This window comes from Streptomyces sp. SD15, assembly GCF_054462255.1.
In genome coordinates this window covers 70,160-94,824 of the sequence record NZ_JBTLMO010000025.1, presented here as the reverse complement: position 1 = coordinate 94,824, position 24,665 = coordinate 70,160, and the positions used below count along the sequence as shown (strand labels likewise).

Annotated in this window: 24 protein-coding genes and 1 pseudogene; 15 read left to right on the top strand and 10 right to left on the bottom strand. The window is 69.3% G+C overall.

The window, feature by feature from the left end; genetic code table 11:
• Positions 1-18 precede the first annotated feature (18 nt).
• Positions 19-663 carry an SMI1/KNR4 family protein gene (locus ACX28W_RS24530; protein WP_459001482.1) on the bottom strand — a complete coding sequence of 215 codons (645 nt, stop codon included), beginning with the start codon at positions 661-663 and terminating at the stop codon, positions 19-21.
• A 523-nt stretch (positions 664-1,186) separates the two neighbouring features.
• Between ACX28W_RS24530 and lepB the strand changes: the two genes are divergently transcribed.
• The 3 genes and pseudogenes from lepB (at position 1,187) to ACX28W_RS24515 (ending at position 3,369) form a co-directional block, all read left to right on the top strand.
• Positions 1,187-1,852 (top strand): signal peptidase I, encoded by a 666-nt coding sequence (gene lepB / locus ACX28W_RS24525; RefSeq protein ID WP_459001481.1) that lies wholly within the window; start codon positions 1,187-1,189, stop codon positions 1,850-1,852.
• Positions 1,853-1,920: 68 nt separating this feature from the next.
• Positions 1,921-2,045, top strand: a pseudogene (locus tag ACX28W_RS24520) (FtsK/SpoIIIE domain-containing protein); the annotation flags it as partial.
• 757 nt (positions 2,046-2,802) lie between these two features.
• Positions 2,803-3,369: a Uma2 family endonuclease gene (locus ACX28W_RS24515; protein ID WP_451272076.1), complete on the top strand. Its 567-nt coding sequence runs from the start codon at positions 2,803-2,805 to the stop codon at positions 3,367-3,369.
• Positions 3,370-3,577: 208 nt separating this feature from the next.
• On the opposite strand, the gene ACX28W_RS24510 is transcribed toward ACX28W_RS24515, so the two are convergent.
• On the bottom strand, positions 3,578-4,225 hold the full coding sequence (locus ACX28W_RS24510; protein WP_459001479.1) for a hypothetical protein: 648 nt from the start codon (positions 4,223-4,225) through the stop codon (positions 3,578-3,580).
• Positions 4,226-4,309: 84 nt separating this feature from the next.
• On the opposite strand from ACX28W_RS24510, the gene ACX28W_RS24505 reads away from it, so the two are divergent.
• Positions 4,310-4,558 carry a DUF7660 family protein gene (locus ACX28W_RS24505; RefSeq protein ID WP_459001478.1) on the top strand — a complete coding sequence of 83 codons (249 nt, stop codon included), beginning with the start codon at positions 4,310-4,312 and terminating at the stop codon, positions 4,556-4,558.
• Positions 4,559-4,876: 318 nt separating this feature from the next.
• Positions 4,877-5,401: a CPCC family cysteine-rich protein gene (locus ACX28W_RS24500; protein WP_459001477.1), complete on the top strand. Its 525-nt coding sequence runs from the start codon at positions 4,877-4,879 to the stop codon at positions 5,399-5,401.
• On the opposite strand, the gene ACX28W_RS24495 is transcribed toward ACX28W_RS24500, so the two are convergent.
• Positions 5,325-5,768: an NUDIX hydrolase gene (locus ACX28W_RS24495; protein WP_459001476.1), complete on the bottom strand. Its 444-nt coding sequence runs from the start codon at positions 5,766-5,768 to the stop codon at positions 5,325-5,327. The genes ACX28W_RS24500 and ACX28W_RS24495 overlap by 77 nt on opposite strands.
• A gap of 98 nt (positions 5,769-5,866) precedes the next feature.
• Here ACX28W_RS24495 and ACX28W_RS24490 point away from each other — a divergent pair, with 98 nt between their 5' ends.
• Positions 5,867-6,061, top strand: a complete 195-nt coding sequence (locus ACX28W_RS24490) for a hypothetical protein (RefSeq protein WP_459001475.1) — start codon at positions 5,867-5,869, stop codon at positions 6,059-6,061.
• A 252-nt stretch (positions 6,062-6,313) separates the two neighbouring features.
• Complete coding sequence (locus ACX28W_RS24485) at positions 6,314-7,432, top strand: DUF4037 domain-containing protein (RefSeq protein WP_459001474.1); 1,119 nt, start codon at positions 6,314-6,316, stop codon at positions 7,430-7,432.
• Positions 7,433-7,917: 485 nt separating this feature from the next.
• On the opposite strand, the gene ACX28W_RS24480 is transcribed toward ACX28W_RS24485, so the two are convergent.
• Positions 7,918-8,880, bottom strand: coding sequence for an NAD(P)H-dependent flavin oxidoreductase (locus ACX28W_RS24480; RefSeq protein WP_459001473.1), 963 nt, complete (start codon positions 8,878-8,880; stop codon positions 7,918-7,920).
• Between the two features lie 301 nt (positions 8,881-9,181).
• Here ACX28W_RS24480 and ACX28W_RS24475 point away from each other — a divergent pair, with 301 nt between their 5' ends.
• Complete coding sequence (locus ACX28W_RS24475) at positions 9,182-10,804, top strand: alpha/beta hydrolase (RefSeq protein WP_459001471.1); 1,623 nt, start codon at positions 9,182-9,184, stop codon at positions 10,802-10,804.
• 70 nt (positions 10,805-10,874) lie between these two features.
• On the opposite strand, the gene ACX28W_RS24470 is transcribed toward ACX28W_RS24475, so the two are convergent.
• The 4 genes from ACX28W_RS24470 to ACX28W_RS24455 form a co-directional block, all read right to left on the bottom strand.
• On the bottom strand, positions 10,875-11,327 hold the full coding sequence (locus tag ACX28W_RS24470) for a hypothetical protein (RefSeq protein WP_459001470.1): 453 nt from the start codon (positions 11,325-11,327) through the stop codon (positions 10,875-10,877).
• A 147-nt stretch (positions 11,328-11,474) separates the two neighbouring features.
• A complete protein-coding gene (locus ACX28W_RS24465; RefSeq protein ID WP_459001469.1) occupies positions 11,475-12,122 on the bottom strand; it encodes a PhzF family phenazine biosynthesis protein in 648 nt (215 codons plus the stop codon).
• A 238-nt stretch (positions 12,123-12,360) separates the two neighbouring features.
• A complete protein-coding gene (locus tag ACX28W_RS24460; RefSeq protein WP_459001467.1) occupies positions 12,361-13,896 on the bottom strand; it encodes an HtaA domain-containing protein in 1,536 nt (511 codons plus the stop codon).
• A 54-nt stretch (positions 13,897-13,950) separates the two neighbouring features.
• Positions 13,951-15,390, bottom strand: a complete 1,440-nt coding sequence (locus ACX28W_RS24455) for an HtaA domain-containing protein (protein WP_459001466.1) — start codon at positions 15,388-15,390, stop codon at positions 13,951-13,953.
• A gap of 129 nt (positions 15,391-15,519) precedes the next feature.
• Between ACX28W_RS24455 and ACX28W_RS24450 the strand changes: the two genes are divergently transcribed.
• The 7 genes from ACX28W_RS24450 (at position 15,520) to ACX28W_RS24420 (ending at position 22,971) form a co-directional block, all read left to right on the top strand.
• Positions 15,520-16,551: a heme/hemin ABC transporter substrate-binding protein gene (locus tag ACX28W_RS24450; protein ID WP_459001465.1), complete on the top strand. Its 1,032-nt coding sequence runs from the start codon at positions 15,520-15,522 to the stop codon at positions 16,549-16,551.
• A gap of 2 nt (positions 16,552-16,553) precedes the next feature.
• Complete coding sequence (locus tag ACX28W_RS24445) at positions 16,554-17,636, top strand: FecCD family ABC transporter permease (protein ID WP_459001522.1); 1,083 nt, start codon at positions 16,554-16,556, stop codon at positions 17,634-17,636.
• The gene (locus ACX28W_RS24440; protein ID WP_459001464.1) at positions 17,633-18,496 is read left to right on the top strand and encodes a heme ABC transporter ATP-binding protein; all 864 of its coding nucleotides are present in this window, start codon (positions 17,633-17,635) and stop codon (positions 18,494-18,496) included. Before ACX28W_RS24445 ends, ACX28W_RS24440 begins: the two co-directional genes overlap by 4 nt.
• Before the next feature lie 190 nt (positions 18,497-18,686).
• Positions 18,687-19,841: an iron uptake system protein EfeO gene (efeO, locus tag ACX28W_RS24435; protein WP_459001463.1), complete on the top strand. Its 1,155-nt coding sequence runs from the start codon at positions 18,687-18,689 to the stop codon at positions 19,839-19,841.
• A gap of 13 nt (positions 19,842-19,854) precedes the next feature.
• The gene (gene efeB, locus ACX28W_RS24430; RefSeq protein WP_459001461.1) at positions 19,855-21,117 is read left to right on the top strand and encodes an iron uptake transporter deferrochelatase/peroxidase subunit; all 1,263 of its coding nucleotides are present in this window, start codon (positions 19,855-19,857) and stop codon (positions 21,115-21,117) included.
• Between the two features lie 2 nt (positions 21,118-21,119).
• On the top strand, positions 21,120-22,001 hold the full coding sequence (gene efeU, locus ACX28W_RS24425; protein WP_459001459.1) for an iron uptake transporter permease EfeU: 882 nt from the start codon (positions 21,120-21,122) through the stop codon (positions 21,999-22,001).
• Positions 21,958-22,971, top strand: a complete 1,014-nt coding sequence (locus ACX28W_RS24420) for a hypothetical protein (RefSeq protein ID WP_459001458.1) — start codon at positions 21,958-21,960, stop codon at positions 22,969-22,971. Before efeU ends, ACX28W_RS24420 begins: the two co-directional genes overlap by 44 nt.
• 46 nt (positions 22,972-23,017) lie before the next feature.
• On the opposite strand, the gene ACX28W_RS24415 is transcribed toward ACX28W_RS24420, so the two are convergent.
• Positions 23,018-23,743, bottom strand: a complete 726-nt coding sequence (locus ACX28W_RS24415) for a bifunctional DNA primase/polymerase (protein WP_459001457.1) — start codon at positions 23,741-23,743, stop codon at positions 23,018-23,020.
• Positions 23,744-24,013: 270 nt separating this feature from the next.
• Positions 24,014-24,655: a TetR/AcrR family transcriptional regulator gene (locus ACX28W_RS24410; protein WP_459001455.1), complete on the bottom strand. Its 642-nt coding sequence runs from the start codon at positions 24,653-24,655 to the stop codon at positions 24,014-24,016.
• Positions 24,656-24,665 lie beyond the last annotated feature (10 nt).

Sequence of the window (24,665 nt, the reverse complement as noted above, 5' to 3'; positions counted from 1 at the left end):
TCACTATCCGCTGCTGTGTCATGACCGATGCAAGGTCCGGTCACTGCGCAGCGGTATGAAGTCCCAGTACAGCCTTTGTTCCTCGTCCACTACCGGTGTGTAGTCGTTGAGGGGCTGGGAGGTCTCGAGAGACGTGGCGATCGCCTCCATGAGCACCGGCAGGGACGTCCACATCTCGTGTGATACGCGCATAATGCCTTCCACGGCCTCGGCTTCGTGGACGCGCCCCCGGTCGATCTCGGGACGGTGGTCCAAGACGAGGTGACCCCCGCCGAGGTCCCGCGCGATGGGGATCAACTGCGGATGTCCGTACAGCACGCTGCTGGCCCCAATCTTCATGAAGTCGTAGTCCGCCTCCTCTCCTTTCTCATCCGCAGTGCCTTTGTCGTAGAAGCCGGTGAGAAGTTGCCACGCAGCCGCTATCTCGCGTGCACTCATCGGTCTGTAGAACCCTGGCAGCAGCGAGAATCGCTGGTTGAGGAGACCGTCGTGCCGCAGCAGCGACATCACCAAGGGCTTCAGCAGTGGCCGGCCGATGACGCGTTCGACTGCGGCGATGTCCGCCGGATCCGCGGGCGGCGCCAGCGCGGCGTAGGTCGCCGGCGCGTGCTCGGCCAGCCAGTTCTCGATTCGCGTCCACGACTCACTGATCGGTGCGGTCATGGCACGGCATCCTGCCACCCGGTGCTGACACCCCCTGAGAACAGCCAGACGGTGGCCGTGACCCCGATACATCCAACTGGGGCCGTCCCTGGGCCGTGCGAGGGTACTCAACGATGACAGGCGACGACAGCCGCCGACCGCTGACCCGCAGGCCAGAAGGGCGGCGGCTGGAGTGCGTGCAGGTCAGGAAGGTGCCGCGTCACTTCTTCGGCTACTGAGCCCCGCGGAGGGGGTTGTGGCGGGCGTGCCCGTTCCATGCCCGGTCCGGCGGGATCTTCCGGGGACCGACGGGGAACAGCGGCGACAGTCGCGCTCCGGACCAGGTCAGGAACTTGGCAGGTCAGCCGCGGTCTGCACACGGCGTCTTCCGAACTGGTGCTCCAGGGCCCCTGCGCCAGCACTTGACTGGGCCAAAGACTCCACCGACCTATGCGGCCTTGGGGAGTGAGGTGCGTTCCCGCCCCGAGACCGCTTAGCCTCTGCTGGTCCGCCCGGCCTCGGGCGGTTCAAGGGAGGGGTTTTCATGCAGCAGCGGCGAGTGGGCAGCGGGCTGGGAGTCGCGGCCTGGGTGCTGGTGCCACTCGGGCTGGTCCTGGCGCTGGGGGGCATCGGGTACTTCCTCACGAATTACCAGGGGGTCACCGTCATGAGCGAGGCGATGGAGCCCACGTACCGTTCGGGCGAGCGGCTGGTCATCGAGCGGATCGACGCGGGCGAGATACGCAGGGGTGATGTCGTACTGGTCCAAGTGCCCGATCGCTATCAGGGCGGACCGGTCCTGCAGCGGGTCATCGGATTGGGCGGCGATCACGTGGTGTGCGACGGGAATCGGATCACGGTGAACGGGAAGCCGGTCGACGAACCGTATGTGATGCGCGGCGAAGTGAACCCGGGGACCGGACCGTACGACGTGCAGGTGCCGGACGGGCGGTTGTTCCTGCTGGGCGACCACCGGGGGAACTCGAACGACTCGCGGTTCTTCCTCGACGAGCAGTCGGGCAGCGTCGCGGCCTCCGGGGTGCTCGGGCGCGTGCAGAAGGGTTTCACTGTGCCAGCGGTGTTGGTGGCGCTCGGGGTCCTCGGGATCGTGCAGACCCTGGTCGGGATCGGCCTGGGGATCGGGGGGTACGCGGCCGGGCGGCGTGTCCGGCGGCCGCTCGCGGCTGTGCCGCCGTGGCCCGTGGCCTAAGTGATCTTGAGTATTTGTGTGGTGGCCGGCGCGAGCGCGGCGGCTCGGCGTGTCAGGGCGCGGTCGGCGGCAGCGTCCACTACCGGGATTACCGGGCCATCCCGGACTCGCTGACTCTTGGTGCGACCGAGGTGGCAAATCGGTCCACCAGCGCAACCTGACCGCCGGACTGGCCGCGCAGGGTGCGGCCCTGCGCTGACATCCACCGCTGACATCAACGGGCATGGACAGCCGCAGTGTTCAGTGGCCGCCGACGGCCTGAATGCCCACAGTTGGAGTCCGCCAGACGCGACGGAGATCGAACTCCTAAAGCGGGTGTCGCAGGTTCGAATCCTGCCGGGGGCACAACGTGTTACGCCGCACCTGGGGGTTCTCCCACAGGGAGGCGCTCTAATCGGCCTCGGACTCCTCGTCCGGGGCCGTTTTACGTGAGCGACCGGATGCTGCTCAGCCTGGAGGCGGGGCTGCGCCCAGGTCTGGACGTCGGGACCCTTTCCGGTTCAGGCCAGACCGAACTCTTCGACGTGCACCTGTCGTGCGGAGGCCCGCAGGTCTCATAGGCCGGCGAGCACAGCCCGGCCGCAGACGTCGCGTTCGGTGATGTCGGGGACCAGCGTCTGCAGGCTGCCGGGGCTGAACGGGCGGGGTGCCGCCCTCGCCGGTTCGCCGGTGAGCGGGTGTCCGTTCCGTAGGGCAACCAGGTGGGGCGCACCTCGTTCAGTAGCCCGGCGCAGCGTCGTGAACGCTCCGTACAGTCCTTCGACGACGGCGCGGCTGCCGACCCGGGACGTTCCGCGGGCCAGCACTGGTTCCTCGCCTGTCGTGGGCTCGCTGGTCGGATGCCGACCGACGGAGGGGACGTGAGCGAGATCAGCGTGCCGGGCGGACGGCAGACAGTACGCTCGATCCAGCGGGATCGGGCCCGCGGCACAGTGTCCGGGAGGTGCTTCATGACGGCCGAGATGATGGCCCCGGCGTGGATGCATGAGCAGATCACGGCGGAGGAGTACGAGTCGTGGTCCGAGGAGCAGTGCGCCGGTATCGAGATCGTGGACGGGATGGTCGTCGTGAGTCCGAGTGCGTCCAAGCGGCACAACCGTCTGGCCCGGATTCTGGCGAACGCCCTGGATGCCGCCGCGGGCCCGGAATGGAACGCCGACACCGACTTCGACGTCCGGCTTCAGGACGTCCCGCTCACCAATCGCCGCCCCGACGTCGTCGTGTACCAGGCAGACACCATCGACATCACCCCAACCCGCCCCGAGCACGTGCTGCTGGTCGCGGAGGTGGTGTCGCCAGGTTCGGAGACCACCGACCGGATCGTGAAGGTTGACCAGTACGCCAAGGCAGGCATCGGCTTCTACTGGCGGATCGAGCAGGCCGCGACAGGCGTTCCTCTCGTGTACACCTACGTTCTCGACCCCGCGACGAAGACCTACCGGGACGGAGACGTGTTCACCGGCGTCCTCAAGGTAGTGGCCCCGTTCCCGGTGGAGATCGACCTCGGGCAGGTCTGACCAGGCGCTGCTCGGCAGCCAACAGCGCGTGAGCGATGCGTGAGCGGACGGTCCGACACAGGGCGGCATGAGCCGGATCAAGTGGCTCGCCGTGCCGTTCCGACCAGGGGAAACAGCACCGCGCGGCAGCGCCGGGCACCACCCGGCAAGGACGCGATCCCACTCCTAAGGTGGTCGGCGGCAACCCCTTCGGTGGCAGGCGGTGCGCCTACTCGAAGGGTGGAGCGGCTGCCACCAACATGCTGCTGATTGAGCCCGTATCGGCGGTGGCTGTGGTGGGGTTGATGCTGGATTCCTCTGCGACCGTCGTCGCCCAGCAATCCCCCCAGGTCGCCGCCCAGTCGCCGGCCAGGTCGCTGCTGGGGTCGAGATCCTCGGGCTTGCCCGCGATGCCGTAGGCGTCGAGGAGTTGTCGCTCGACGCCGAACGGTTCGCCCAGGGCGAGCGCCGGGTACTCGCTGATCCAACGCCTGAGGATCCGTCCGCGTTCGGCGATCAGCCAGGCCTCCCCGTCGTTCTGCTCACTGTGGAAGAAGAGTTGGGCTTTGCCGAAGTACGCACTCAACTCTCGGCACAGGTCAGTGACATGCGCTGTCTGCTGCAGATAGGGCAGGCCGAAGTACGGTCCGACGACCAGGGTCCACCCCTGCATGGGTGGAGTAACGACGACTGTGGAGAACGGCTCCTCCTCGTCGTGTGCCACCTCGTCGATGAGTTCCACGCCATCGGCCCAGGTGGTCTCCCGTATATCCGTCAAGCCGAGGGCCTTCACCAACTCCGCCTGATCCACAGTCTCGACCGCGAGCCATGAGAGCCAACAGGCGCGTATGAGTGGTGCGGAATCGGATGTCCCCATGGCCTGCATCGTAGGCGCGTAGACGCTCGGTGGCCTGGGCTACCTCTCCGGCCCAGTTGGACGTGACCGAGTAGGGTGCCGCGCATGACCGCGTCTCCTGACCACGTCAGCAGTAGAGAAGACCTTGCGTCCTTCGTCCGTGCCCTGCACCGCAGCCAAGCCGAGGAGGGCGAGCGGTGGGAGAACCAGGACATCGCTGGGTTCCTGGAGGCCCTGGCTGCATGGATCGACGACGCGGACGGCTGGTACAGCAATGCCGGCCGCGAGTTGCCAACCAACGGTGACTGGAGTTTTTTTGCGCGGGCCCTGCGGGCGGCGACCGTGTACGAGTAGAACGCGCACGCCTGGGCAGCGTCGGCGAGGCACCGGATGAATGTGCCAGATGCGTGCCAGATCTCGCAGAGAACCACGGGGAACAGCGGGGAACAGCGGGGAACAAGTCGGCAGCCACCCGGACTCCGTTCCAGGCCCACCCCAGGTCAGAACAGTTACCGCCTCCAGAAGACCCAAGCTTCCCAAGCTGAGAGCGCTATGCGGTGACCATCTGGGCCGCTCGGCTCTGTGGTGGTGTCAGTTTCCGTCTCATTCAGCCCCGTTCACGGCCGTTCATGAAGGACCGCACGCCGGGCTGGTCTCGCGGTCCAACCGCCCATGAACGCAGGTGAACGCCCCCTCACACTGCCCGAGGCCCCACCAACACAGTTGGAAAGCGTGCACGCCAACGCTCAAAAAGCCATCGCTCCCGCGGTACCTGCCGACCAGGATGCAGAAGTGACCTTCATGATTGTTCGTGGGAGCGCCGAGGACGGGCCGTACCGCTGCCCATGCTGCGGCTTCATCACCCTGACCGAGCGTGCAGCATTCGAGATCTGCGACGTTTGCTACTGGGAGGACGACGGCCAGGACGAGCGTGACGCCGACGAGGTGCGCGGCGGTCCCCACCACGATCTCAGCTTGCGCCAGGCACGCCGGAACTTCGAAGTGTTGGGCGCCTGCAACGAGTACTGCGCCCAGTTCGTACGCGACGCCAGGCCGAGCGGAGGGGCGGCCGGTCCGGGCGGTCGGGCCAGGCACGCGTACGCCTGGCCCGAAACGCGCGCTACTTCCAGCCGTGCTCAACGAGGGGACTGGCCTCGCTCAGATAGCCGAGCAAGCCGGCTTCTGGGTACTCGATGATGTCGTCGGGCAAGTCGTGGATGGTGAACCATTCGAGTGCGAGGCACTTCTCCGGCTCCTTGTTGACGGGCCGGCCCTCCCACTTCGTGGCCTCGAAGAAGAAGCCGATCCGCTCGACGTCCTCGCCCTGCCGGTGGTGCACCACCTGGACCATGCGAAGGTGAGCGGGGTCGACGATGATGCCCGTTTCTTCGCGTAGTTCGCGGGCCGCGCCAACGGTCAAAGGCTCGCCCTCGTCGAGCTTGCCGGACGGCATGTGCCATCGGCCGCGACCATAGGGTCCGCCCCTCTGCGAGAAGAGGATCTTGTCTCCGTCGCGAACGATGACGTGTGTGTCGATGACGGGCTGTGCCTGTTGTCCGCTCATGTTTCCTGGGGGGTCGGGCTGGTGGCTGAGACCACCGACGGTAGTGGCTCCACGACCAGGTCGTCACCCTCGCGCGGAGCTATCACTGCCTCGCGCCGGTGAGGGCTTTCGAGAAGGCCGACGCTCTGCGCCAGGAGGTTGAGCGGCGGAGGGACCGCACGCAGGCGCCTGCGCAGCTCCAAGCCCTGATGATCCTCAACGGCCAGGTGGCAGCCCTGCACTCGTCGGCGTCCGCGGGGCACTCGAGCAGCGGCGAGGCATCCGTCAACGGCTGGTGCGGCCACCCTTCGTAGACGGACACGGTGGAGATATGGACCCAGCGCTGGGCCTTGCCGCGGAGCGCGGTGGTGGCCAACAGGACGTCATGCGGCGCGAGGTCAGAGCTGGACGTGTCGATCACGGCGTCCCACGGACCGTGCCCGACGAGCCGAGGGCTGACGAGCGAGACCCTCGCGGCACTGGGAGACGGGCCGGACGAGGCAGGGTGAATGACGACGTGAAAATACCTCGCATGCCCCGACACAAAATGGGCACGGCTTCCTGGCATGAGCATCACGAATATGCCGACCTTCATCCCCGGCCTGGAACTTTCCCGCCGCTTCTACACCGAAGCGGTACGCCCCCTGCTGGAGGAAGCCGCCCCCGGAATCCCTCACTCCGCAGCACGCCTGGGCAGCGGCTCCGAGGTGCTCGGCTTCGACACCCCACGCTCCGCCGACCACGAATGGGGCCCCCGCCTGCAGCTCTTCCTCCGCCGCCGGGACGTCTCCCGGCACGCGGGACGCATCAGACACGTACTTGCCGAGCACCTCCCGAAGACCTTCCACGGCTACCCCACCAACTTCGCCCCCACCGGTGACCACGACATCCGCGTCATGCAGGCCACCGACCGCCCCGTTCACCACCGCGTCGAAGTCACCCACCCCTCGGCCTGGTTCACCGACGTACTCGGCTTCGTCCCCTCGTCCGGCATCACCCCGGCGGACTGGCTCGCCACCCCCACCCAACTCCTCGCCGAAGCCACCGGCGGCGCCGTCTTCCACGACGGCCTCGGCGAGCTCATCCCCTTACGGACGGCCCTCCGCTGGTACCCGCACGACGTCTGGCTCCATGTCATGGCCTGCCAGTGGCAGCGCATATCCCAGGAGGAAGCCTTCGTCGGCCGCTGCGGCGAGGTCGGCGACGAGCTCGGATCCGCCGTGGTCGCCGCCCGCCTCGTGCGCGACCTCATGCGCCTGTGCCTCCTGATGGACCGCCGCTATCCGCCCTACAGCAAGTGGCTCGGCAGCGCATTCGCTCGCACCCCCTGGGGCCCCCGCCTCACCCCCGACCTCACCGCCACCCTCGCCGCCACGGACTGGCGCACCCGCGAGCAGCGTCTTGCGCACGCGTACGAGACGGTCGCGGGCCTGCACAACCAGCTGAACCTGACGGACCGGGTCGACCCCGCCACCCGCCCCTACCACTCCAGGCCCTTCCAGGTCCTGCGCGCCGACCGCTTCACCAAGGCCCTCACGGCCCGTATCACGGACCCGGCCCTGCGCAATCTGCCGCCCGTCGGCTCTGTGGACCAGTTCCTCGACAGCACGGACGTCCTGGGCCGCCCGGAACTGGCCCGCGCGGTGAGTCACGCCGTGCGGAGGCCCACGTCAGAGTGGACCTGACCGCGGCTTCCGCGCCGGCGGCGTGCCGCCACAGCCGGCCAAGGGAGTCGGCGAGGAAGTTCGTACGTCCTCCCCGCCGGCGTCGGCCAGCCGCCTCCGTACCGCCGCCCAGCGCCTGCCGCCTGGCGTAAAGGTCGTGAACAACCCCGCGCGCCGCGCCCGAGGCCGCCCGGCTCGCCGCGCTCGACGAACCTGGCCAAGCGAGTGCGCGACGACTGGATCGCCTCGATGGCACGTGATGGTGGACACGGGTTCGTGTGTCATGCAGCGAGCGTGAACTCGGCGGCGTGGTGTGGGTGTTCGTAGTCGTTGGGGCCGAGGTGGCCGCGCGGACCACGATCTGGAGGAACGGCTCGTCGGGCTGATCACTCACGCGGATCGCTGATCTAGAGTACGCGCATGGCTTTCGCGGTTGACGGCGGCCACCAGAAATTCCGCAAGTCCCGGCCAGTGGCTGCGCCGCCCGCCAGTCGGTTCCGGTCAGGTCAGCGTCTTCCGGCACGGTCGAGTGCTTCTTCAGCCTGCGCGGCCAGGGTGGTCACAAGGTCGGCTGCGGAGGGCAGGTCGGTGATCAGGTCGACGGCCTCGCCGGCCCACATCGGCAGCGAGGGGATGTTTCCCTGCGCCACGTCGTGCTGGTAGTCCTGCCTGGCCCTGGGGTCTGCGGCGAGTTCGGCTTCCCTGCCCCGCCACTGGTCGAGGTAGCGGTGGCCAAGGGTGCGAGCGCTGTACTTCGACGGCCACTGCGAGCCTCGGGCGATGTCGAGCACCCTGTTGCGCTCGGTGTCCTCGCCACGCCCCTCGACGATCGCCTTGGCGGTCGAGGGATCCACCAGGGCCTCGGTCGTGGCTTGGAAACGGGTGCCGACGAGCGCCCCCGCGGCGCCCAGCGCCAGGGCCGCCGCGACACCGCGGCCGTCGGCGATCCCGCCGGCCGCCAGTACCGGCACGGGTGCCGCCAGATCCACCACGACCGGCACGAACGGCAAGGTAGAACGCCCTTGTCGGGCCCCATGCCCACCGCTTTCGGTGCCCTGCGCCACGATGACATCGGCGCCCAGGTCGACCGCCCGTTCGGCCTCCTCCAGATCGGTCACCTGAAGGATCAGCACCGTGCCCGCCGCGCGGACGCGCTCAGCGAACGGGCTCGGGTCCCCGAAGGACAACATCACCGCACTGGGCTGGTGCTCCAGCGCCCGCTCGATCGCGCCGACGTCGATCTGCCAGGTCAGGAAACCGATGCCCCACGGCGTCCCGGCGGCTTCCGCAACAAGCGGAAGCTCGCGGGCCAGCCACTCCGGGTCCCCGTTCGCGGCGCCCAGCATCCCAAGCCCGCCGCCGCGAGAGACGGCCGCCGCCAGTGAACCGCCGGCCGATCCGCCCATGGGCGCCAGCGCGATCGGGTGCTGCACACCGAACAACTCCGTGAACCGCGTCGTCAGCGCCATGGCCGCCATCATCCCCCTCAGCGCGCCCCCGCGAGGCGCGTAGAGCAGCCGTCAATTGCCCTTGCAGCTCAGCGGGGACGGCCCCCCGAGAGCGCAGGCACGCACCAGAGCACGGCAGTCCGACAATCTGTCAGGCCGGCTGCCCTCCACCCACCTCAGGCGCACGGAAGCGATCCGAGCGCTTGAAGCATGAACAGAGTGCCAGGCGTACGGACATGCAGTCGCGTCACGCTCGAGAACTTGTTCTACTGAAGAAATGGGACAAAAGAGGTGATTCAAGAGAGGTGACCGAATGAGAGCCATGAGGTCCACGGCAGCTTCCGCGACGACGTCCATACGAGCGGGCACGCTTGCCTCCTCCGTCCTCCTGGTCGCCGGTACCGTCATCGCAGGCACTGGGCACGGCGAGGAGACAACGCCCGGGGCCGAGTCCCCCACCGCCTCCGCATCCGCGAGCCCAGGCGGACCCTTGCCCGACTCGCTCACCGGGCAGAAGCTGAGCTGGAAGGCCTGCCCGGCCCCCACGGCCCTGCAGGGCGCGGATGCCGGAGCGCCGGGAAAGCTGCCGGACGGCACGCCCTGGGAGTGCGCCGCCCTCAAGGTCCCGCTCGACTACGCCGATCCGGACGGCGCCACCATCAAGCTGGCGCTGATCCGCGCGAAGGCGCGCCCGCAAGACGGACAGGAGCGCATCGGCTCACTCGTCTTCAACTTCGGCGCCGGTGCGTCCGGCGTGTCCACGTTCCCCTGGGCCGTGAAGGAGTACCGCGATCTGCACGCCCGCTACGACCTGGTGAGCTTCGACCCGCGCGGCGTCGGTGCCAGCGCGCCCGTGCGCTGCCTGAACGACAAGGACACCGACGCCTATTACCAGCTCGACAGCACCCCCGGCAACGACAAGGACGCGAAGGCCGCCCAGGCGCTTGGGGACAAGTTCATGGCGGCTTGCAAAAAGAACTCGGGCAAGGTGCTTCCGCACGTCGCCACCACCAACGGGGCCCGCGACATGGACCTGCTGCGCCACGTCCTCGGCGACGACAAGCTCAACTACTACGGCGTCTCATACGGCACCGAACTCGGCGGAGTCTACGCCCACTTGTTCCCCCAGAACGTGGGCCGGGCCGCTTTCGACGCCGTCCTCGACCCCACCCAGGACTCGCTGCAGTTTTTGCTCGCCCAGACCAAGGGCTTCCAGCTCGCCCTGGACAACTACTTGGAGGACTGTGCGTGGCAGCCCGGCTGTCCGACCGGCAAGAGCGTCGAGGAGGGCCGCAAGAAAATCACCGATCTGCTGAAACGGCTCGATGCACGGCCGCTGCCCACCGCCGACGGCCGCAAGCTGACCCACGACCTGGCGGTGACAGGCATCTCTGCGGCGCTCTACTCTCAGGACGTCTGGCCGGACCTGACGCTGGCCCTCCAGGAAGCCGAGCAGGAGAAGACCGGGAACACGCTGCTCGCGCTCGCCGACAGCTATAACGGTCGCGACTCGAACGGCCACTACAACAATGGGTCGCTCGCCTGGACGGCGATCAACTGCGCGGACTACGAGCAGCGCTATACGGCCGACGACGTCGAGGCGAAGCTGCCCGAGTTCCGCAAGGCCTCCCCCGTCTTCGGTGAGTACATGGCTTGGGCCCTGATGGGTTGCACCGACTGGCCGGTCAAGGGCGAGGACAGGGACCCCCAGGTCGCCGCCGAGGGGTCCGCACCGATCCTGCTCGTCGGAACCACCGGCGACCCGGCCACCCCGTACGAGGGAACCCGGCATATGGCCGACGAGCTCGGCGAGGACGTGGGCGTCGAGCTCACCTACAAGGGGCAGGGGCACGGGGCCTACGGCACCAGCACCTGTGTGACGAACGCGGTGAACGCCTATCTGCTCGACGGCAAGATGCCGGAGGACGGCACAGTCTGCGAGTAGCGGCGGGGCCGCGACGCAGGGGGAGACCAACCGCGACACCTCGCCGACAAATCGCCCTGCTGGGACCACCTCAGCGGGGCGATCTTGTTCTCTGCCGAGTCCGGAGGCGGCGGCTCAGCCAGACATACGCAGCCATGGCCAACGAGCCGCGCGCCATGAAGTCGGCCCACAGGGGAAGGATGTGGGCGACACTGCCGGCCCCCAGGACTCCCCACAGCAGAACGATCGTGAGCACACCCGCCACCGCCAGGACGAGCACGTAACTGACGCCGGCCGCACGGTTGCGACCAAGCCAAGTACCCAGCAGCCCCGAGGGGATCTGCACCGCCACGTGGAAGCTCACACAGCCGAACACGGCTGCCAGGAGGATCATGAACGGCGGCACGTCCGCCGAAGGATCATGGGCCGGGGCTACCCCGTAAGCGTCCAGAACCCAGACCGGTGGCACAAGGAAGGTGAGCAGCAGCAGCGCTCCGCTCAGATGCATCGCGGCGAGGTGTACCGCCGCTCGGCGGAGCACCATCCTCGTACGACCCGTTGGAGACGTCGTCTCGTGAACTCCTGCCCTCACGGTCCCCCCTCGACATCTCGCGCACCACGCCTCATCGCGACACCAGCAGCACAGTACGCCGTACCACTCCTGCCACACCCGCCCGTCTCAGCCCTCCCGTCAGCCCCGCATCAACCGCACCCGGCCCCCCACCTCGACCCACCCCCCGGGCTGCGGCGCCGTAAGGATCTGCGACCCCGCCCCCTGGACGATGTTCAGCGCCCGCCCGAGGCGGTCCGTCAGCAGCAGTGCCGCCGCCCCCGTGGCCTCGTCCTCCGGGATCCCGTCGTCCCGGCCGGGGAAGCCACGAGCGCGCACCCGACCGGCCGACTCGTCCTCCCAGGCCCAGGCGTAGACCCACTCCCCCGGCGCCGGGACGGCGAGTGCGTCGACCTCGTCGGCGGACGCGTACTGCCGCAACGTACGCCCCGGCGCCCACTCCGCCCGTGCCTCGATCCAGCTGAACTCCCCGTCCAGCCGCACCCCCACCACCCCGGCGGGGGTGACCAGTTCGGGAATGTCGAGCAGCCAGCCCACCCCGACGCACGGATGCCCGGCGAACGGCAGCCGCAGCGTCGGTGTGTAGATGTCGACGACCCCGCGCTCGGGGTCGTCGACGAACACGGTCTCGCTGAACCCGAGTTTCGCCGCGAACGCCTGTCGTTCGTCGCGATCCGGCATCACCGAGCCCTCGCGCACCACACCGAGCTCGTTGCCATGTCCACCGCCGGGCCCGCAGAAGACGCGCAGTACGTCGAAATCAGTCACCCCGGCATTCAAACATCACCGGCGCCGAGACGTCTTCCCAGGCCACAGAGGTGCCCCTCGGCTAGGTCCTGTCGTCAAATTCCCGTCGTCCGCCCGGAGGGCGGGCCTCGCGGCGTCAGGTGCGTGCTCTCGGCGCGCCGGGCGCAGGCCCTCGTACTGGTTGTACGTGGGTCTGTGCCCGGTGCGGCGAGAGCACGTGCATGGCGTCGCGAGGCAGGCGGGAATTTGACGACAGGGCCTAGGCCGTACGTCGCCTGCGCACGGCGACGACCACACCCGCACCCGCCGCGACGGTCACCGCGGCCGCCGCCCCGAGCGCGCCGACCGGCACTTCCGACCCGGTGGAGGCGAGCGAACCGCTCACGCCGCCCGTCGTGGACCCGGTCGTCCCCGTGCCACCGGTGGTGCCGCCCGTGGTGCCCGACGTACCGGAGGACCCGCCCGCGCCGCCGGTCCCCGACTCGCCGTCCCCTTCGGGAAGTTCGGCGTCCTCGCTCACCGCCACCGCCAGGTCCACCGGGTCCAGTTCGGTGCCGGTCGGGTAGAAGCCGCCGAACGCCTCCGCGCCCGCCTCGGTCAGCGTGGCCGTGACGTCGTCGAGGGTGATGACGTCGTCCGTCACGGTCAACTCGGTGGACTTGGCGTCGAGGTCGGCGAGGACCACGTCCTCGGACTTCTCGCCGAGGCTGTCGACGTCGGCGGTCAGTTCGCCGGAGCCGCCGTTCAGCTCCGCCTTGACGTCGCTGAGGGTGAGGTCGAGGCCGTAAGTGCCGTTGTCCTCATGGCCCTTGAAGTTCACCTCGCCCTCGAAGGAGGCGGCGAGGGTGCCGGCGTCGGTGTCGTAGCTGCCGGAGGCGTCCGGGAAGGTGAACACGCCGTTGTCGGCGGCCTGGGTCGCGCCGCCGGACGCGGTGATCTTCCCCTGCGCGACGCCGTCCACGACGTACGTACGGAAGGACTGCTTCACACCCCAGCCGAGCGTGCCGTCGACGATCTCGCCCTCGGTCGCGGCCTCCGAGCCGGAGGGCGACGGGCTCGCGCTGGTGGACGCAGAGGACGAGGACGAGGCGGACGCCGTCGGGGACGCGCTCTGGGAAGGCGACGCGGAGGTCGACGTGGACGGGGACGGCGACGGGGAGGTCGACGTGGACGCCGACGGGCTCGGCGACGGGGATGCCGTCTTCTGTACGACCGTCAGCGGGTCCCCGGCCGCGCCCTCGTAGCTGTCGCTTCCGAGGACGTCCGCCGCCTCCGCCGTCAGCGTGGTCGCCATGTCCGTCATCTCGCGGGTGACGGTGACCGTGGCGAGCGGCACGTCGTCCGCCCTCGTCGTGACCGGCGTCGCACCCGCCGGCGCGCTCGTCTTCGTCACGTCGGCGGTGATCTCCGTGGTGGCGCTGTCGAACTTCACGTCGGACAGGGAGATGTCGAAACCGTGCGCCTTGGAGACGATGCTCAGGCTGCCCTTGAAACCGAGGTCGAGCGTGTGCGCCGTGGAGTCGTAGGTGCCGGTGCCGTCCACGAAGGTGAAGGCACCGTTGTCCGCGGCCTGCGTGGCGCCGCCCGTCGTCGTGAAGGTGCCCTGCGCGTAGGCGCCCGTCACGTACGAGCGGAACGACTGCTTGATGCCCCAGGTCAACTCGTAGCCAATGAGGGGCACGTCGGCCGCCGCAGCGGTGGACGCGCCGACGGTGGCGAGCGCGGTGGCGCCCAGCGCGGCGGCCGTGGCGACGGCTGCGGCGAGGGCGAGGGGGCGGCGTGCTCTGGCGGACATGACGGTGGTTCTCCTTGGTGGGTGGTCCGTCAAGTGACGGACTGTGCAGGGGGGTCAGTCCTCATCGGGGACTGCGGCGGCCGGTCGGGTACGGCGCCTGCGGACGGCGATCGCGGAGGCCGCGCCCAGCACCAGCAGGAAACCGACCCCGAGGCCGAGGGGAAGGAGCGGAGTGCCGTCGGACGTACTCGCGGCGTTCTCGGTCCTGTCGGTCTTGGCTTCGGTCGCCGTCTCGGGCGCCGAAGGGGTTGCGCTCTCGGTGGCCGAGCTGCCCAGGTCGGGCAGGGCGGGCAGCGCCGCGTCGTCGGTGAGGGCGACGGCGAGCGAGAGGGGGTCCATCTCCGTACCCGCCTGGTACATCCCGCCGAAGGCCTTCGCGCCCTTGGCGGTGAGCTTCGTGGGCGCCTCGGTCAGCTCGACGAGGTCGTCCCGCGGGGTGAAGTTCTTCGCGGTGAAGGTGGCGAGCGCGACCTTCTTGCCGGTGAAGTCCGCACTGATCACGTCGGCGTACAGCGTGCCCTTGGTGTCCTCGACGGTGACCCGGACGCCGCTCAGCTTCAGATCGAGGCCCTGTTCGCCGGTGAAGCGCACCGCGCCCTCGAACTCCGCCTCCAGTGAGCGGTCTTCCTTCTCGTAAGTCCCCTCGCCGCCGGGGAAGCGGAAGAGCGCGCCGCCGTCCTGAGCCCCGGAGGACAGCGTCCACTTGCCCTGGGCGATGTCCCCGGTGACGTACTCGCGGAAGGTGCGGCGTACGCCCCAGTCGACGGCGCCGTTCGCGATCGCGCCCGAAGTCTCCTTCTTCTCGGCGGACTTCGTGGGAGTGGGCGTGGCCGTGGGCGTGGTCGACGCCTTCGGCGTGGCCGCCGCCCGGACGTCGGCGGACAGACTCACCGGGTCCAGCGCGGTCCCCGCCGTGTAGTACCCGGCGAAGGACTCGGCACCCTGCGAAGTCAGCGTGGCGGGCAGGTTGTTGAGCTGTACGGCGTTGCCGCCGCCCTTCATGTCGATGCCGCCGACGGAGAGGGAGGCGAAAGGCACCTGCGAGGACGTCGTGACCGTCCCGGTGCCCTTCGCCTTGCTGATGATGTCGACGTAGAGCGTGCCGCTGCCGCCGGATATGCGGACGGTGGGGCGGCTGATCGTGAGGTCGAGCTGGTACGTGCCGTCGTCCTCCTGGTGCCCGACGAAGTGGACCCCGCCGGAGAAGGAGGAGGTGAAGGCGCCGGTGTCGCCGTCGTACGTGCCCGTCGCCGAGTGGAAGCGGAACTGGCTGCCGCCGACCGTGGCCGCACCGCCGGTGAGGGAGAAACTCCCCTTGGCTATGGGCCCGGTGACATAGCTCTGGAAGGAGGACTTGAGGCCCCAGTCGAGCCGGCCGCCCTGCACGGTGCGTCCGGCGGCGTGCGCGGCGGTGGCGGGGAGCAGCACCCCCAGCAGGGCTCCGAGCACGGCCACACTCACCGCGGTGATGAGGGCCCTCAGACGCACGGGCATGGATTGTCCTCCGGATCCAGGGGTCAGCAACCGGCCACTCATGACAGGAAAGGCGAGCGGGGAAGGTAAGGCTAACCTAAGCTATCCGGGCAGGTGTCGGAAGAGGACCGAGAGGATGGATGGACGAGGATGAGGGACGGGACAGCGCATCGGCGGGGCACACGAATGGCGGGCGTCCTGCTGTCCGCGCTCGCTCTCTTGTCGGCCGCGACGGGATGCGGAGGTTCCGCAGAGAGCGCGGAGTCCGCGAAGAAGACCTCCGCCGCCACCGCCTCCACCGCCGATCGAGTGGAACCCCTCACGGACCCGGCGAAGCCCCGACTCCCCGTCACTGTCGGCTCGTCCGACGGGAAGCAGGTGACGATCAAGGCCGCCGACCGGATCGTCCCCCTCTCCGGCAGCCTCAGCGAGATCGTCTTCACGCTCGGGCTCGGCGACCGGGTCGTCGCCCGTGACATCACCGCCACCTTCACCCAGGCCAAGAAGCTCCCGATCGTCACCCGCAACCATGACGTCTCCGCGGAGAGCGTGCTCTCCCTCGAGCCGGACCTCGTCCTCGCCGAGACGACGACCGGGCCCGAGGAGGCCATGGAGCAGATCCGCGACGCGGGCGTCCCGGTCCTCGTCGTCGATCCGGCCCAGGGCCTCGACGACGTGGGCCCGCGCATCGAAGCGGTGGCCGACGCCCTCGGCGTACCGGCCTCGGGGAAGCGGCTGACCCAGCGTTCGGAGCAGCGGATCGCCGCCGTACGCAAGGAGATTCCCGCACAGGAGGACCACCCGCGCGTCGCCTTCCTCTATCTGCGCGGCACCGCCTCCGTCTATCTCATCGGCGGCAAGGGCTCCGGAGCCACCTCGCTGCTCGAAGCGGCCGGCGCGGTCGACGCCGGAGCGGAGTCGGGGCTGAAGAAGGACTTCACCGCCATCACCACCGAGGCGCTGGCGCAGGCCGCACCGGACGCGATCCTCGTGATGACCAAGGGACTCGAGTCGGTCGGCGGGATCGACGGGCTCGTCAAGATCCCCGGCGTCGCGCAGACCCCGGCCGGAATGGAGCGCCGGGTCGTGTCGATCGAGGACGGAGTCCTCCTCAACTACGGGCCTCGCACGGACCAGGTGCTCAAGTCGATCGTGGAGCAGTTGTACGGGGACGCCAAGTGACCCTGGTCAAGGAGGGGGTCGCGGAGGCGGCCGAGACTCCCGTACGCGGCAAGAAGGCCCGCAGTACCGCCTGGCTCCTCACCGCCGGGCTCGTCCTCACCCTGCTCGTGCTGGTCCCCGTCGCCGCCGGGCTCGGCGCCTATCCGATCCCCACCGGTGACGTCCTCGGCTCCGTGATGCACCGCGTCGGCCTGGGCGGCTCCGAACTCGAGCGGGTCCCCGAGTCGGTCCTGTGGAACGTCCGCTTCCCGCGGATCGTGCTCGCGCTGCTCGTCGGCGCCTCGCTGGGCTGCGCGGGCGCGCTGATGCAGGGAGTGTTCGGCAACCCGTTGGCCGAACCCGGGGTCATCGGCGTCTCGTCGGGAGCGGCGGTCGGCGCGGTCGCCGCGATCGCGCTCGGTCTGAACTTCCTCGGCACGTGGACCGTCCCGGCCTTCGCCTTCGTCTCGGGGCTCGGCACGGTTCTGCTGGTGTACGCGATGTCGCGTTCCGGAGGCCGTACGGAGGTGGTGACGCTGATCCTCACCGGGATCGCGGTGAACGCCTTCGCCGGCGCGCTGATCGGGCTGTTCCTCTTCTTCGCGGACACCGCGGAGGTCAACCAGATCACCTTCTGGCAGCTCGGCTCGCTCTCCCAGGCCACCTGGCCCAAGGTGCTCGCGGTGCTGCCCTGCGCGGTCGCCGGACTGGCCCTCGCGCCGCTGTTCGCCCGCCGGCTCGACCTGCTCGCGCTCGGCGAACGGCCCGCCCGGCACCTGGGCGTGGACGTGGAGCGGCTGCGGATCGTGCTCGTGCTCGTCATCGCACTGCTGACCGCGGCGGCCGTGAGCGTCTCCGGGATCATCAGTTTCCTCGGGCTGGTCGTCCCGCATCTGCTGCGGATGGCGGCGGGGCCCGGGCACCGCTTCCTCGTCCCGGGCAGCGCGCTCGGCGGTGCGGTCGTTCTGCTCGCCGCCGACCTCGCGGCCCGCACGATCGCCGCACCCGCCGAACTCCCTCTCGGCGTTCTCACCGCTCTGGTGGGCAGCCCGTTCTTCTTCTGGCTGCTGCGCAGGACCCGCCGCAAGCAAGGAGGTTGGGCATGAGGTTCCTCGTTCGGGAAGGGAGTTCCCTCGTTCGGGAAGGGAGTTTCCTCATCCGGGAAAGGCCGAAGCCCCCGCCCCCGGTCTCCCCCGGCGACGTACTCGCCGAGGCCGAAGGACTCCATGTCCGCCTCGGCGTCCGCGAGGTGCTGCACGGCGTCGACGTCACCGCCCGCGCCGGTGAGGTCCTCGCGCTGGTCGGCCCCAACGGCGCGGGGAAGTCGACCCTGTTGGGCGCCCTGGCCGCCGATCTGCGGCCCTCCGCAGGAGTCGTACGCGTCCACGGCCGCCCGGCCACCCAGTGGTCGGCGCCCGAACTCGCGCTGCGCCGGGCCGTCCTCCCCCAGTCCGCGGCCCTCTCCTTCCCCTTCGCGGTCGAAGAGGTCGTACGCATGGGCCGCGCCCCGTGGGCGAGTGCGCCGGAGGACGACGACGCGGCCGTCGCCCAGGCCATGGCGGCCACGGAAGTGACCGAGTTCGCGACGCGCCCCTTCTCCGCCCTCAGCGGTGGTGAGCGGGCCCGGGTCGCGCTGGCCCGGGTGCTCGCCCAGCGCGCCCCCCTGCTGCTGCTCGACGAACCGACCGCCGCTCTCGACCTCAGACACCAGGAGTTGGTGCTGCGGGTGTGCCGGGAAAGGGCGCACGCCGGGGACGCGGTGGTCGTGGTGCTGCACGATCTGGGGCTCGCGGCCGCGTATGCGCACCGGGTCGCGATTCTGTGCGCCGGTCGCGTCGCGGCTGACGGTCCACCATCCGCGGTTTTCACCGGCGACTTGCTGAGCGACGTCTACCGCCAGCCCGTCGAGGTGTTCCCGCATCCCCGGACCGGCGCCGCTCTGGTGACCCCCGAACGGGACACTTGACCCGTTCTTGACCCTCCCATGGGGTCCACTTTGAGCCACCGTGATCAAGCCGTTTCTGTGCGACTCCTGTGAGAGATGAATCACCGGACGGACGGGTATGAGTGAGGTAAGGCTCAGATAAGTTAGGTCGACCTCACCGTGCCGTGCGGGCCCTTCCGTGCGGTCTGCCCGTCGTTCCCTGGGAGCCTGAATGCGCGCCGTCCGACTCTCCGTTGTCACCGCCGCCGCCACCGCGGCCGCTCTGACCGCCATCACGGGCTGCACCGAGAAGAGCGACGCCACGAGCGGTGACCGCGTCATCGAGGTGACCGCCACCGACTCCAAGTGCGAGGTGTCCAAGAAGGAGTTCCCCGCCGGGCATGTCGAGATAGCCGTGGAGAACAAGGGCTCCAAGGTGACCGAGATCTATCTCCTCTTCCCGGACGACCGCATCGTCACCGAGCGCGAGAACATCGGCCCGGGCACCAAGCAGACGGTCACCGCCGAGGTGAAGGCCGGCGACTATCGGATCGCCTGCAAGCCCGGCATGACGGGCGACGGCATCCGCCAGGACGTCAAGGCCACCGGCGGCGGCACGGTCGCCAAGCGCGACCCGCGCCTCGACAAGGCCGTCGCCGCCTATCGCTCGTACGCACAGGCACAGGCCGACGAGACTCTGCCCAAGGTCAAGGTCTTCACCGACGCCGTCAAGGCCGGAGACCTCGAGGCCGCGAAGAAGGCGTACGCGCCCTCGCGCATCGGCTGGGAGCGCACCGAGCCGGTCGCCGAGTCCTTCGGCGACATCGACCCGAAGGTCGACCTCCGCGAGGACGGCCTGGAGGAGGGCCAGGACCTGGAGAAGGACTGGACGGGCTGGCACCGCCTGGAGCGCTCGCTCTGGAAGGACAAGAAGCTCACCGACCGGGACTCCGAGCTGGCCGACCAGTTGGTCAGCGATCTGGAGGTCTGGCAGGACAAGGTCGGCACCGCCGAGATCACCCCGACCTCGATGGCCAACGGCGCCAAGGAACTCCTCGACGAGGTCGCCACCGGCAAGGTCACCGGCGAGGAGGAGCGCTACTCGCACACCGACCTGGTCGACTTCAAGGCCAACGTCGAGGGCGCGGAGAAGTCGTACGAGTTGCTGAAGGAGGTCGCCGCCGAGAACGACGCGGCGCTGACGAAGGAGCTCGACCAGCAGTTCGCGGCGCTGAACACGCTGCTCGACCAGTACCGCGAGGACACGACCTCCTACGAGTTCACCTCGTACGACAAGGTCGGCGCCGCCGACCGCAAGGAACTCTCCGACGCGGTCAACGCGCTCGCCGAGCCCCTGTCCAAGCTCGCCGCCGCCGTCGTGAAGTAAGCGAGGGGCCACCATGACGGAAACCACAGAGACCACCAGCGGCTCTTCTTCCCCCTCCCGGCGTTCGCTGATCGGCTGGGGTGGTGCCGGGCTCGCGCTCGGTGCCGCCGCGGCCGGTGGCACGGTCGCGATGACCCGTACGGGCAGCGACGTGGACCCGGCCGCCGCCGAGTCCGGTGCCGCGATCGCCTTCCACGGCGCGCACCAGGCAGGCATCGCGACGCCGGTGCAGGACCGGCTGCACTTCGCCGCGTTCGACGTGAAGACGGACGACCGCGCCGAGTTCGTCCAGCTGCTGAAGGACTGGACCGAGGCCGCGCGGCGGGTCACCGCCGGGCGCGCGGTCGGCGAGGGCGCGTACGGCGGTCTGGCCGAGGCGCCGCCGGACGACACCGGCGAGGCGCTCGGCCTCAAGCCGTCGCGGCTGACGCTGACGATCGGCTTCGGGCCTTCCCTGTTCGAGAAGTTCGGGCTCGCGGACCGGCGGCCGGAGGCGCTCGTCGACCTGCCGAAGTTCGCCGGCGACAACCTCGACAAGAACCGTAGCGGTGGCGATCTGTGCATCCAGGCGTGCGCGGACGACCCGCAGGTCGCGGTGCACGCGATCCGCAACCTCGCCCGGATCGGCTTCGGCAAGGTCGTCATGCGCTGGTCCCAGCTGGGCTTCGGCAAGACCTCGTCGACGACGCCGGACGCACAGACCCCTCGTAACCTCATGGGCTTCAAGGACGGCACCCGCAATATCGCGGGGACGGAGACGGACCGGCTGAAGAAGCACGTGTGGGTGAGCGCTTCCGCCGGGCCCGACTGGATGACCGGGGGCTCGTACCTCGTGGCGCGCCGGATCCGGATGAACATCGAGACCTGGGACCGGACTCCACTCCAGGAGCAGGAGGACATCTTCGGCCGCGACAAGGGCGAGGGCGCCCCGGTCGGCAAGGCGAAGGAGCGCGACGAGCCGTTCCTGAAGGCGATGAAGCCCGACGCGCACGTACGGCTCGCGCACCCCGACTCCAACGACGGGGCGACGCTCCTGCGCCGCGGCTACTCCTTCACGGACGGCACGGACGGCCTGGGCCGCCTGGACGCGGGCCTGTTCTTCCTGGCGTACCAGCGCGATGTGCGCACGGGCTTCATCCCGGTGCAGCGCAGCCTGGCCATCGATCCGCTCAACGAGTACATCCAGCACGTGGGTTCGGCGATCTTCGCGATCCCTCCGGGCGTCCGGGACAAGGACGACTGGTGGGGCCGGGCGCTGTTCTCCGAGGAGGCGTAGCCGTGTTCGCGAACTATCTGATCGGTCTGCGCGAGGGTCTTGAAGCCAGCCTGGTCGTCTGCATCCTCGTCGCCTATCTGGTGAAGACCGAGCACCGCGAAGCCCTGCGGCCGATCTGGATCGGCATCGCCGTGGCGGTGCTGCTCTCGCTCGGATTCGGCTTCGCCCTCGAGTACGGCTCGCAGGAGATGACGTTCAAGGCGCAGGAGGCGCTCGGCGGTTCACTGTCGATCGTGGCCGTGGTCCTGGTGACGTGGATGGTCTTCTGGATGCGGCGCACCGCTCGGCATCTGAAGGCGGAGCTGCACGGCAAGCTGGACTCGGCGCTGCTGATGGGCACGGGCGCGCTGGTGGCCACCGCGTTCCTGGCAGTCGGCCGGGAGGGTCTGGAGACCTCGCTGTTCGTGTGGACGTCGGTGCACGCGGCCGGCTCCGAGGACGGCACGTTCAGGCCACTGCTCGGCGCGCTGCTCGGCCTGGCCACAGCAGTGGTGCTCGGCTGGCTGTTCTACCGCGGCGCGCTGCGCATCAACCTGGCGAAGTTCTTCACCTGGACCGGCGGCATGCTGGTCGTCGTGGCCGCGGGCGTGCTCGCGTACGGCTTCCACGACCTTCAGGAGGCCGACTTCCTGCCGGGCCTGACGAACAAGGCGTTCGACATCAGCGGCACGGTTCCGCCGGACAGTTGGTACGGCACTCTCCTCAAGGGCGTGTTCAACTTCCAGCCCGATCCGACGGTCCTTCAGGTCACGGTGTGGGCGCTGTACCTGATCCCGACGCTCGCGATCTTCCTCGCCCCGGTAGGGTTCGCCTCCGGGAAGGGGAAGGTGAAGGTACCTGATGAGCAGGGATCGCACGGCTCGCAGCCCTCAAAGGCTTCGTAGCCTCAACCAATTCGCCCTGGCAACGGGCGCGGTGACCGTTCTGTCCTTGACGGCGAGCGGCTGCGTGGTGGTGCACGGCGAGCGGGAGGTCGTGCCGGCGGCGACGCGCGCCGAGGCCGCCCGCGCGCTCAAGGACTTCACCACCGCGTACAACAAGGCCGACAAGGCGAACGACGCCTCGCTGGACGCGGACCGGGTCACTGGCGCCCTCGGTGCCATCGACGGCGGGAAGCTGAAGGCCGGGCAGGTAAACAATCCGGGCGGCAACCCGTCGTACGCGCCCTTGGAGTTGACCGACGCGAAGTTCGCGATACCCGAGAAGGCGGGCTGGCCGCGCTGGTTCGTGGCCGACACCGCGGCCAACAAGGGTGTGGCGAGCAGTCGTTGGATGCTGGTTTTCACCCGCGGCAGCGCGAACGACGTGTGGCAGGTCTCGTATCTGACCATTCTGGCCGCCGCCGACGTACCGAAGTTCCAGCAGAACGAGGACGGTTGGGCGCAGCCGGTCACGGCGGACGACGCGGCCCTCGCGATCGAGCCGGAGAAGCTGAGCCAGTCGTACGCGACGTATCTGAAGAGCGGCGGCGACGGCTTCGCGCCCGGCACCCACACCTCGCTGTACCGGGAGCAGCGCGAGAAGAACGCCAGCAGGCCCGGCCTCGCCCGGCAGTACATCGACGAGCCGCTGACCTCGGGCGACTACGCCCCGGTGGGTCTGCGTACGACGGACGGCGGGGCGCTGGTGTTCTTCACCACGCAGCGCTACGAGAAGCAGACCGCCGCGCCGGGCACGGAGATCCCCACCCTCAGCGCGGACGTCGACGCCTTGACCACCGGCGAGATCAAGCAGGCCCTCACCTTGGAGTTCGTCTCCAACCAGGCGGTCCTGGACCCGGGGAAGACGGCGAAGGACCAGCGGGTATCGGTGCTGGGGCGGGTCGAGGGGCTGACGGGGGCGAAGGGCGAGTAGGCCCTCGGCTCCCCGCCGGTCAGGCCTTCGGCTCCCCGTCGGCGCCTCAGTGGCGGTGGGGCCAGGCCGCGAGCTGGTCCGACTCGTCCTCCCCGGCGTGGCGGGCGCAGGCGTCCGTCAGGGCTTCGAGGAGGCTCAGGGGGTCGGGGAGCGGGTGTTCCGGGCCCCGCACCCAGTCGACCGTCAGGTCACCGGGGAGCTGGGCCGGCGGCACGAGGACGTACGAGCCGCGGCAGTGCCAGCGCAGGCCCGGGTGCTCGTCCGTCGTCTCGGGGTGGGAGTCCAGCTCGCAGGGCCACCACTCGTCCTCGTCCTCGGGCGTGCCGCGGGTGAGGGTGAAGAAGAACATGCGCCCGTCGCCGCTCTCGGCGACGGGTCCGACCTCGACGCCGGTGGCGAGCAGCCGCTCCAGCGCCTCGCGGCCCGCGTCGACCGGCACGTCGAGAACGTCGTGCACCATGCCGGTCGCGGTGATGAAGTTGGCCTGCGGCTGGTGCCGGGCCCACCGCTCGATCTGGGCGCGGTCGGTCGTGGACTGGGTCTGCCAGGCGAAGGAAACGGGGTGGCGCCCAGGAGTGGGACAGCCGACGCGGTCACACGAGCAGCGGTAGGCGGTGGGGTACGCGGCCTGCGCGAGCGGCAGCCCCGCGGCGGCAGCGGCGAGCAGCAGAGCCTCACGCCCGCCGTCACCGACGGTCTCCTTGGGGCGGCGACGCAGCCACTGGGAGATCCTGCCCTGCGCACCGGAGCGGCGGCCGAACTCTGCGCTCATCAATCTCCTCGCCTAGCAGTCGTGCCGACAGACGCCTTCAAAGCCAAAGCCTTCAAGAGCAACGCCTTCAGGAGCAACGCCCTCAAGAGCGGAGTCTTCAAGACGAACGCCTTCAATACGCCCTCAAAACGCCTTCACCAAACACCTTCGACAAGCACTATGGTCCCACCATCCTGCGCCTCGGGTGGACAGAGCCCGCATCCGGGGTGGGTGGGGCGATGCGTCCCCCTGGCTCGTATCAGGCGCGATGGGACGCTTTGACTGGATTTATCATCGCGGGGCGAGACCGTGGAGGGCGTAGTCCACGAGGGTGTCCGTGTACGCGTACGAGATCGGACCGGTGCGCTGGAGCCAGCGCTGGGCGAGCGGGGAGACGAAGAGCTCCAGGGCGACGCGGGGGTCGAGGTCGGGCCGCAGATCGCCCTTGCCCTGGGCGGACCGCAGCCGCTTCACGTACAGCTGGAGCTGCGGCTCGAGGAGCTTGGCCACGAATTCGACGCCGAGCGATTCGTTGACGACGCCTTCCGCGGCCAGGGCGCGCGAGGGGATCTCGAACCTGGGGTTCAGCAGCTCGTCGACGGTGGCGCGCAGGACCAGTTTGAGGTCGGTCGCCAGGTCGCCGGTGTCCGGAATCTCGTACACCTTCTGGCCGGCCTCCTGGGCGGACTGCACGCCGAGGTCCAGAAAGGCGTCCAGGAGCACCGCGGCCTTCGACGGCCACCACCGGTAGATCGTCTGCTTGCCGACTCCGGCACGGGCGGCGATGCCCTCGATCGTGGTCTTGGGGTAGCCGACCTCGCCGACGAGCGCGAGGGCGGCGTCGAAGATCGCCCGTCGGGACTTCTCGCTGCGGCGGGTGGAGTCGGGGGCGGGCTTACGGGCGGACTGGTCGGACGTGGATTTCAGGGCCATGGTTCGAATT

What these genes read in the sequence shown, in the direction of transcription:
- ACX28W_RS24530 (WP_459001482.1), bottom strand. Translation starts at nt 663, where the DNA reads ATGACCGCACCGATCAGTGAGTCGTGGACGCGAATCGAGAACTGGCTG.
- lepB (WP_459001481.1), top strand. Translation starts at nt 1,187, where the DNA reads ATGCAGCAGCGGCGAGTGGGCAGCGGGCTGGGAGTCGCGGCCTGGGTG.
- ACX28W_RS24515 (WP_451272076.1), top strand. Translation starts at nt 2,803, where the DNA reads ATGACGGCCGAGATGATGGCCCCGGCGTGGATGCATGAGCAGATCACG.
- ACX28W_RS24510 (WP_459001479.1), bottom strand. Translation starts at nt 4,225, where the DNA reads ATGGGGACATCCGATTCCGCACCACTCATACGCGCCTGTTGGCTCTCA.
- ACX28W_RS24505 (WP_459001478.1), top strand. Translation starts at nt 4,310, where the DNA reads ATGACCGCGTCTCCTGACCACGTCAGCAGTAGAGAAGACCTTGCGTCC.
- ACX28W_RS24500 (WP_459001477.1), top strand. Translation starts at nt 4,877, where the DNA reads ATGAACGCAGGTGAACGCCCCCTCACACTGCCCGAGGCCCCACCAACA.
- ACX28W_RS24495 (WP_459001476.1), bottom strand. Translation starts at nt 5,768, where the DNA reads ATGAGCGGACAACAGGCACAGCCCGTCATCGACACACACGTCATCGTT.
- ACX28W_RS24485 (WP_459001474.1), top strand. Translation starts at nt 6,314, where the DNA reads ATGAGCATCACGAATATGCCGACCTTCATCCCCGGCCTGGAACTTTCC.
- ACX28W_RS24480 (WP_459001473.1), bottom strand. Translation starts at nt 8,880, where the DNA reads ATGGCGCTGACGACGCGGTTCACGGAGTTGTTCGGTGTGCAGCACCCG.
- ACX28W_RS24475 (WP_459001471.1), top strand. Translation starts at nt 9,182, where the DNA reads ATGAGGTCCACGGCAGCTTCCGCGACGACGTCCATACGAGCGGGCACG.
- ACX28W_RS24470 (WP_459001470.1), bottom strand. Translation starts at nt 11,327, where the DNA reads ATGGTGCTCCGCCGAGCGGCGGTACACCTCGCCGCGATGCATCTGAGC.
- ACX28W_RS24460 (WP_459001467.1), bottom strand. Translation starts at nt 13,896, where the DNA reads ATGTCCGCCAGAGCACGCCGCCCCCTCGCCCTCGCCGCAGCCGTCGCC.
- ACX28W_RS24455 (WP_459001466.1), bottom strand. Translation starts at nt 15,390, where the DNA reads ATGCCCGTGCGTCTGAGGGCCCTCATCACCGCGGTGAGTGTGGCCGTG.
- ACX28W_RS24450 (WP_459001465.1), top strand. Translation starts at nt 15,520, where the DNA reads ATGAGGGACGGGACAGCGCATCGGCGGGGCACACGAATGGCGGGCGTC.
- ACX28W_RS24440 (WP_459001464.1), top strand. Translation starts at nt 17,633, where the DNA reads ATGAGGTTCCTCGTTCGGGAAGGGAGTTCCCTCGTTCGGGAAGGGAGT.
- efeO (WP_459001463.1), top strand. Translation starts at nt 18,687, where the DNA reads ATGCGCGCCGTCCGACTCTCCGTTGTCACCGCCGCCGCCACCGCGGCC.
- efeB (WP_459001461.1), top strand. Translation starts at nt 19,855, where the DNA reads ATGACGGAAACCACAGAGACCACCAGCGGCTCTTCTTCCCCCTCCCGG.
- ACX28W_RS24420 (WP_459001458.1), top strand. Translation starts at nt 21,958, where the DNA reads ATGAGCAGGGATCGCACGGCTCGCAGCCCTCAAAGGCTTCGTAGCCTC.
- ACX28W_RS24415 (WP_459001457.1), bottom strand. Translation starts at nt 23,743, where the DNA reads ATGAGCGCAGAGTTCGGCCGCCGCTCCGGTGCGCAGGGCAGGATCTCC.
- ACX28W_RS24410 (WP_459001455.1), bottom strand. Translation starts at nt 24,655, where the DNA reads ATGGCCCTGAAATCCACGTCCGACCAGTCCGCCCGTAAGCCCGCCCCC.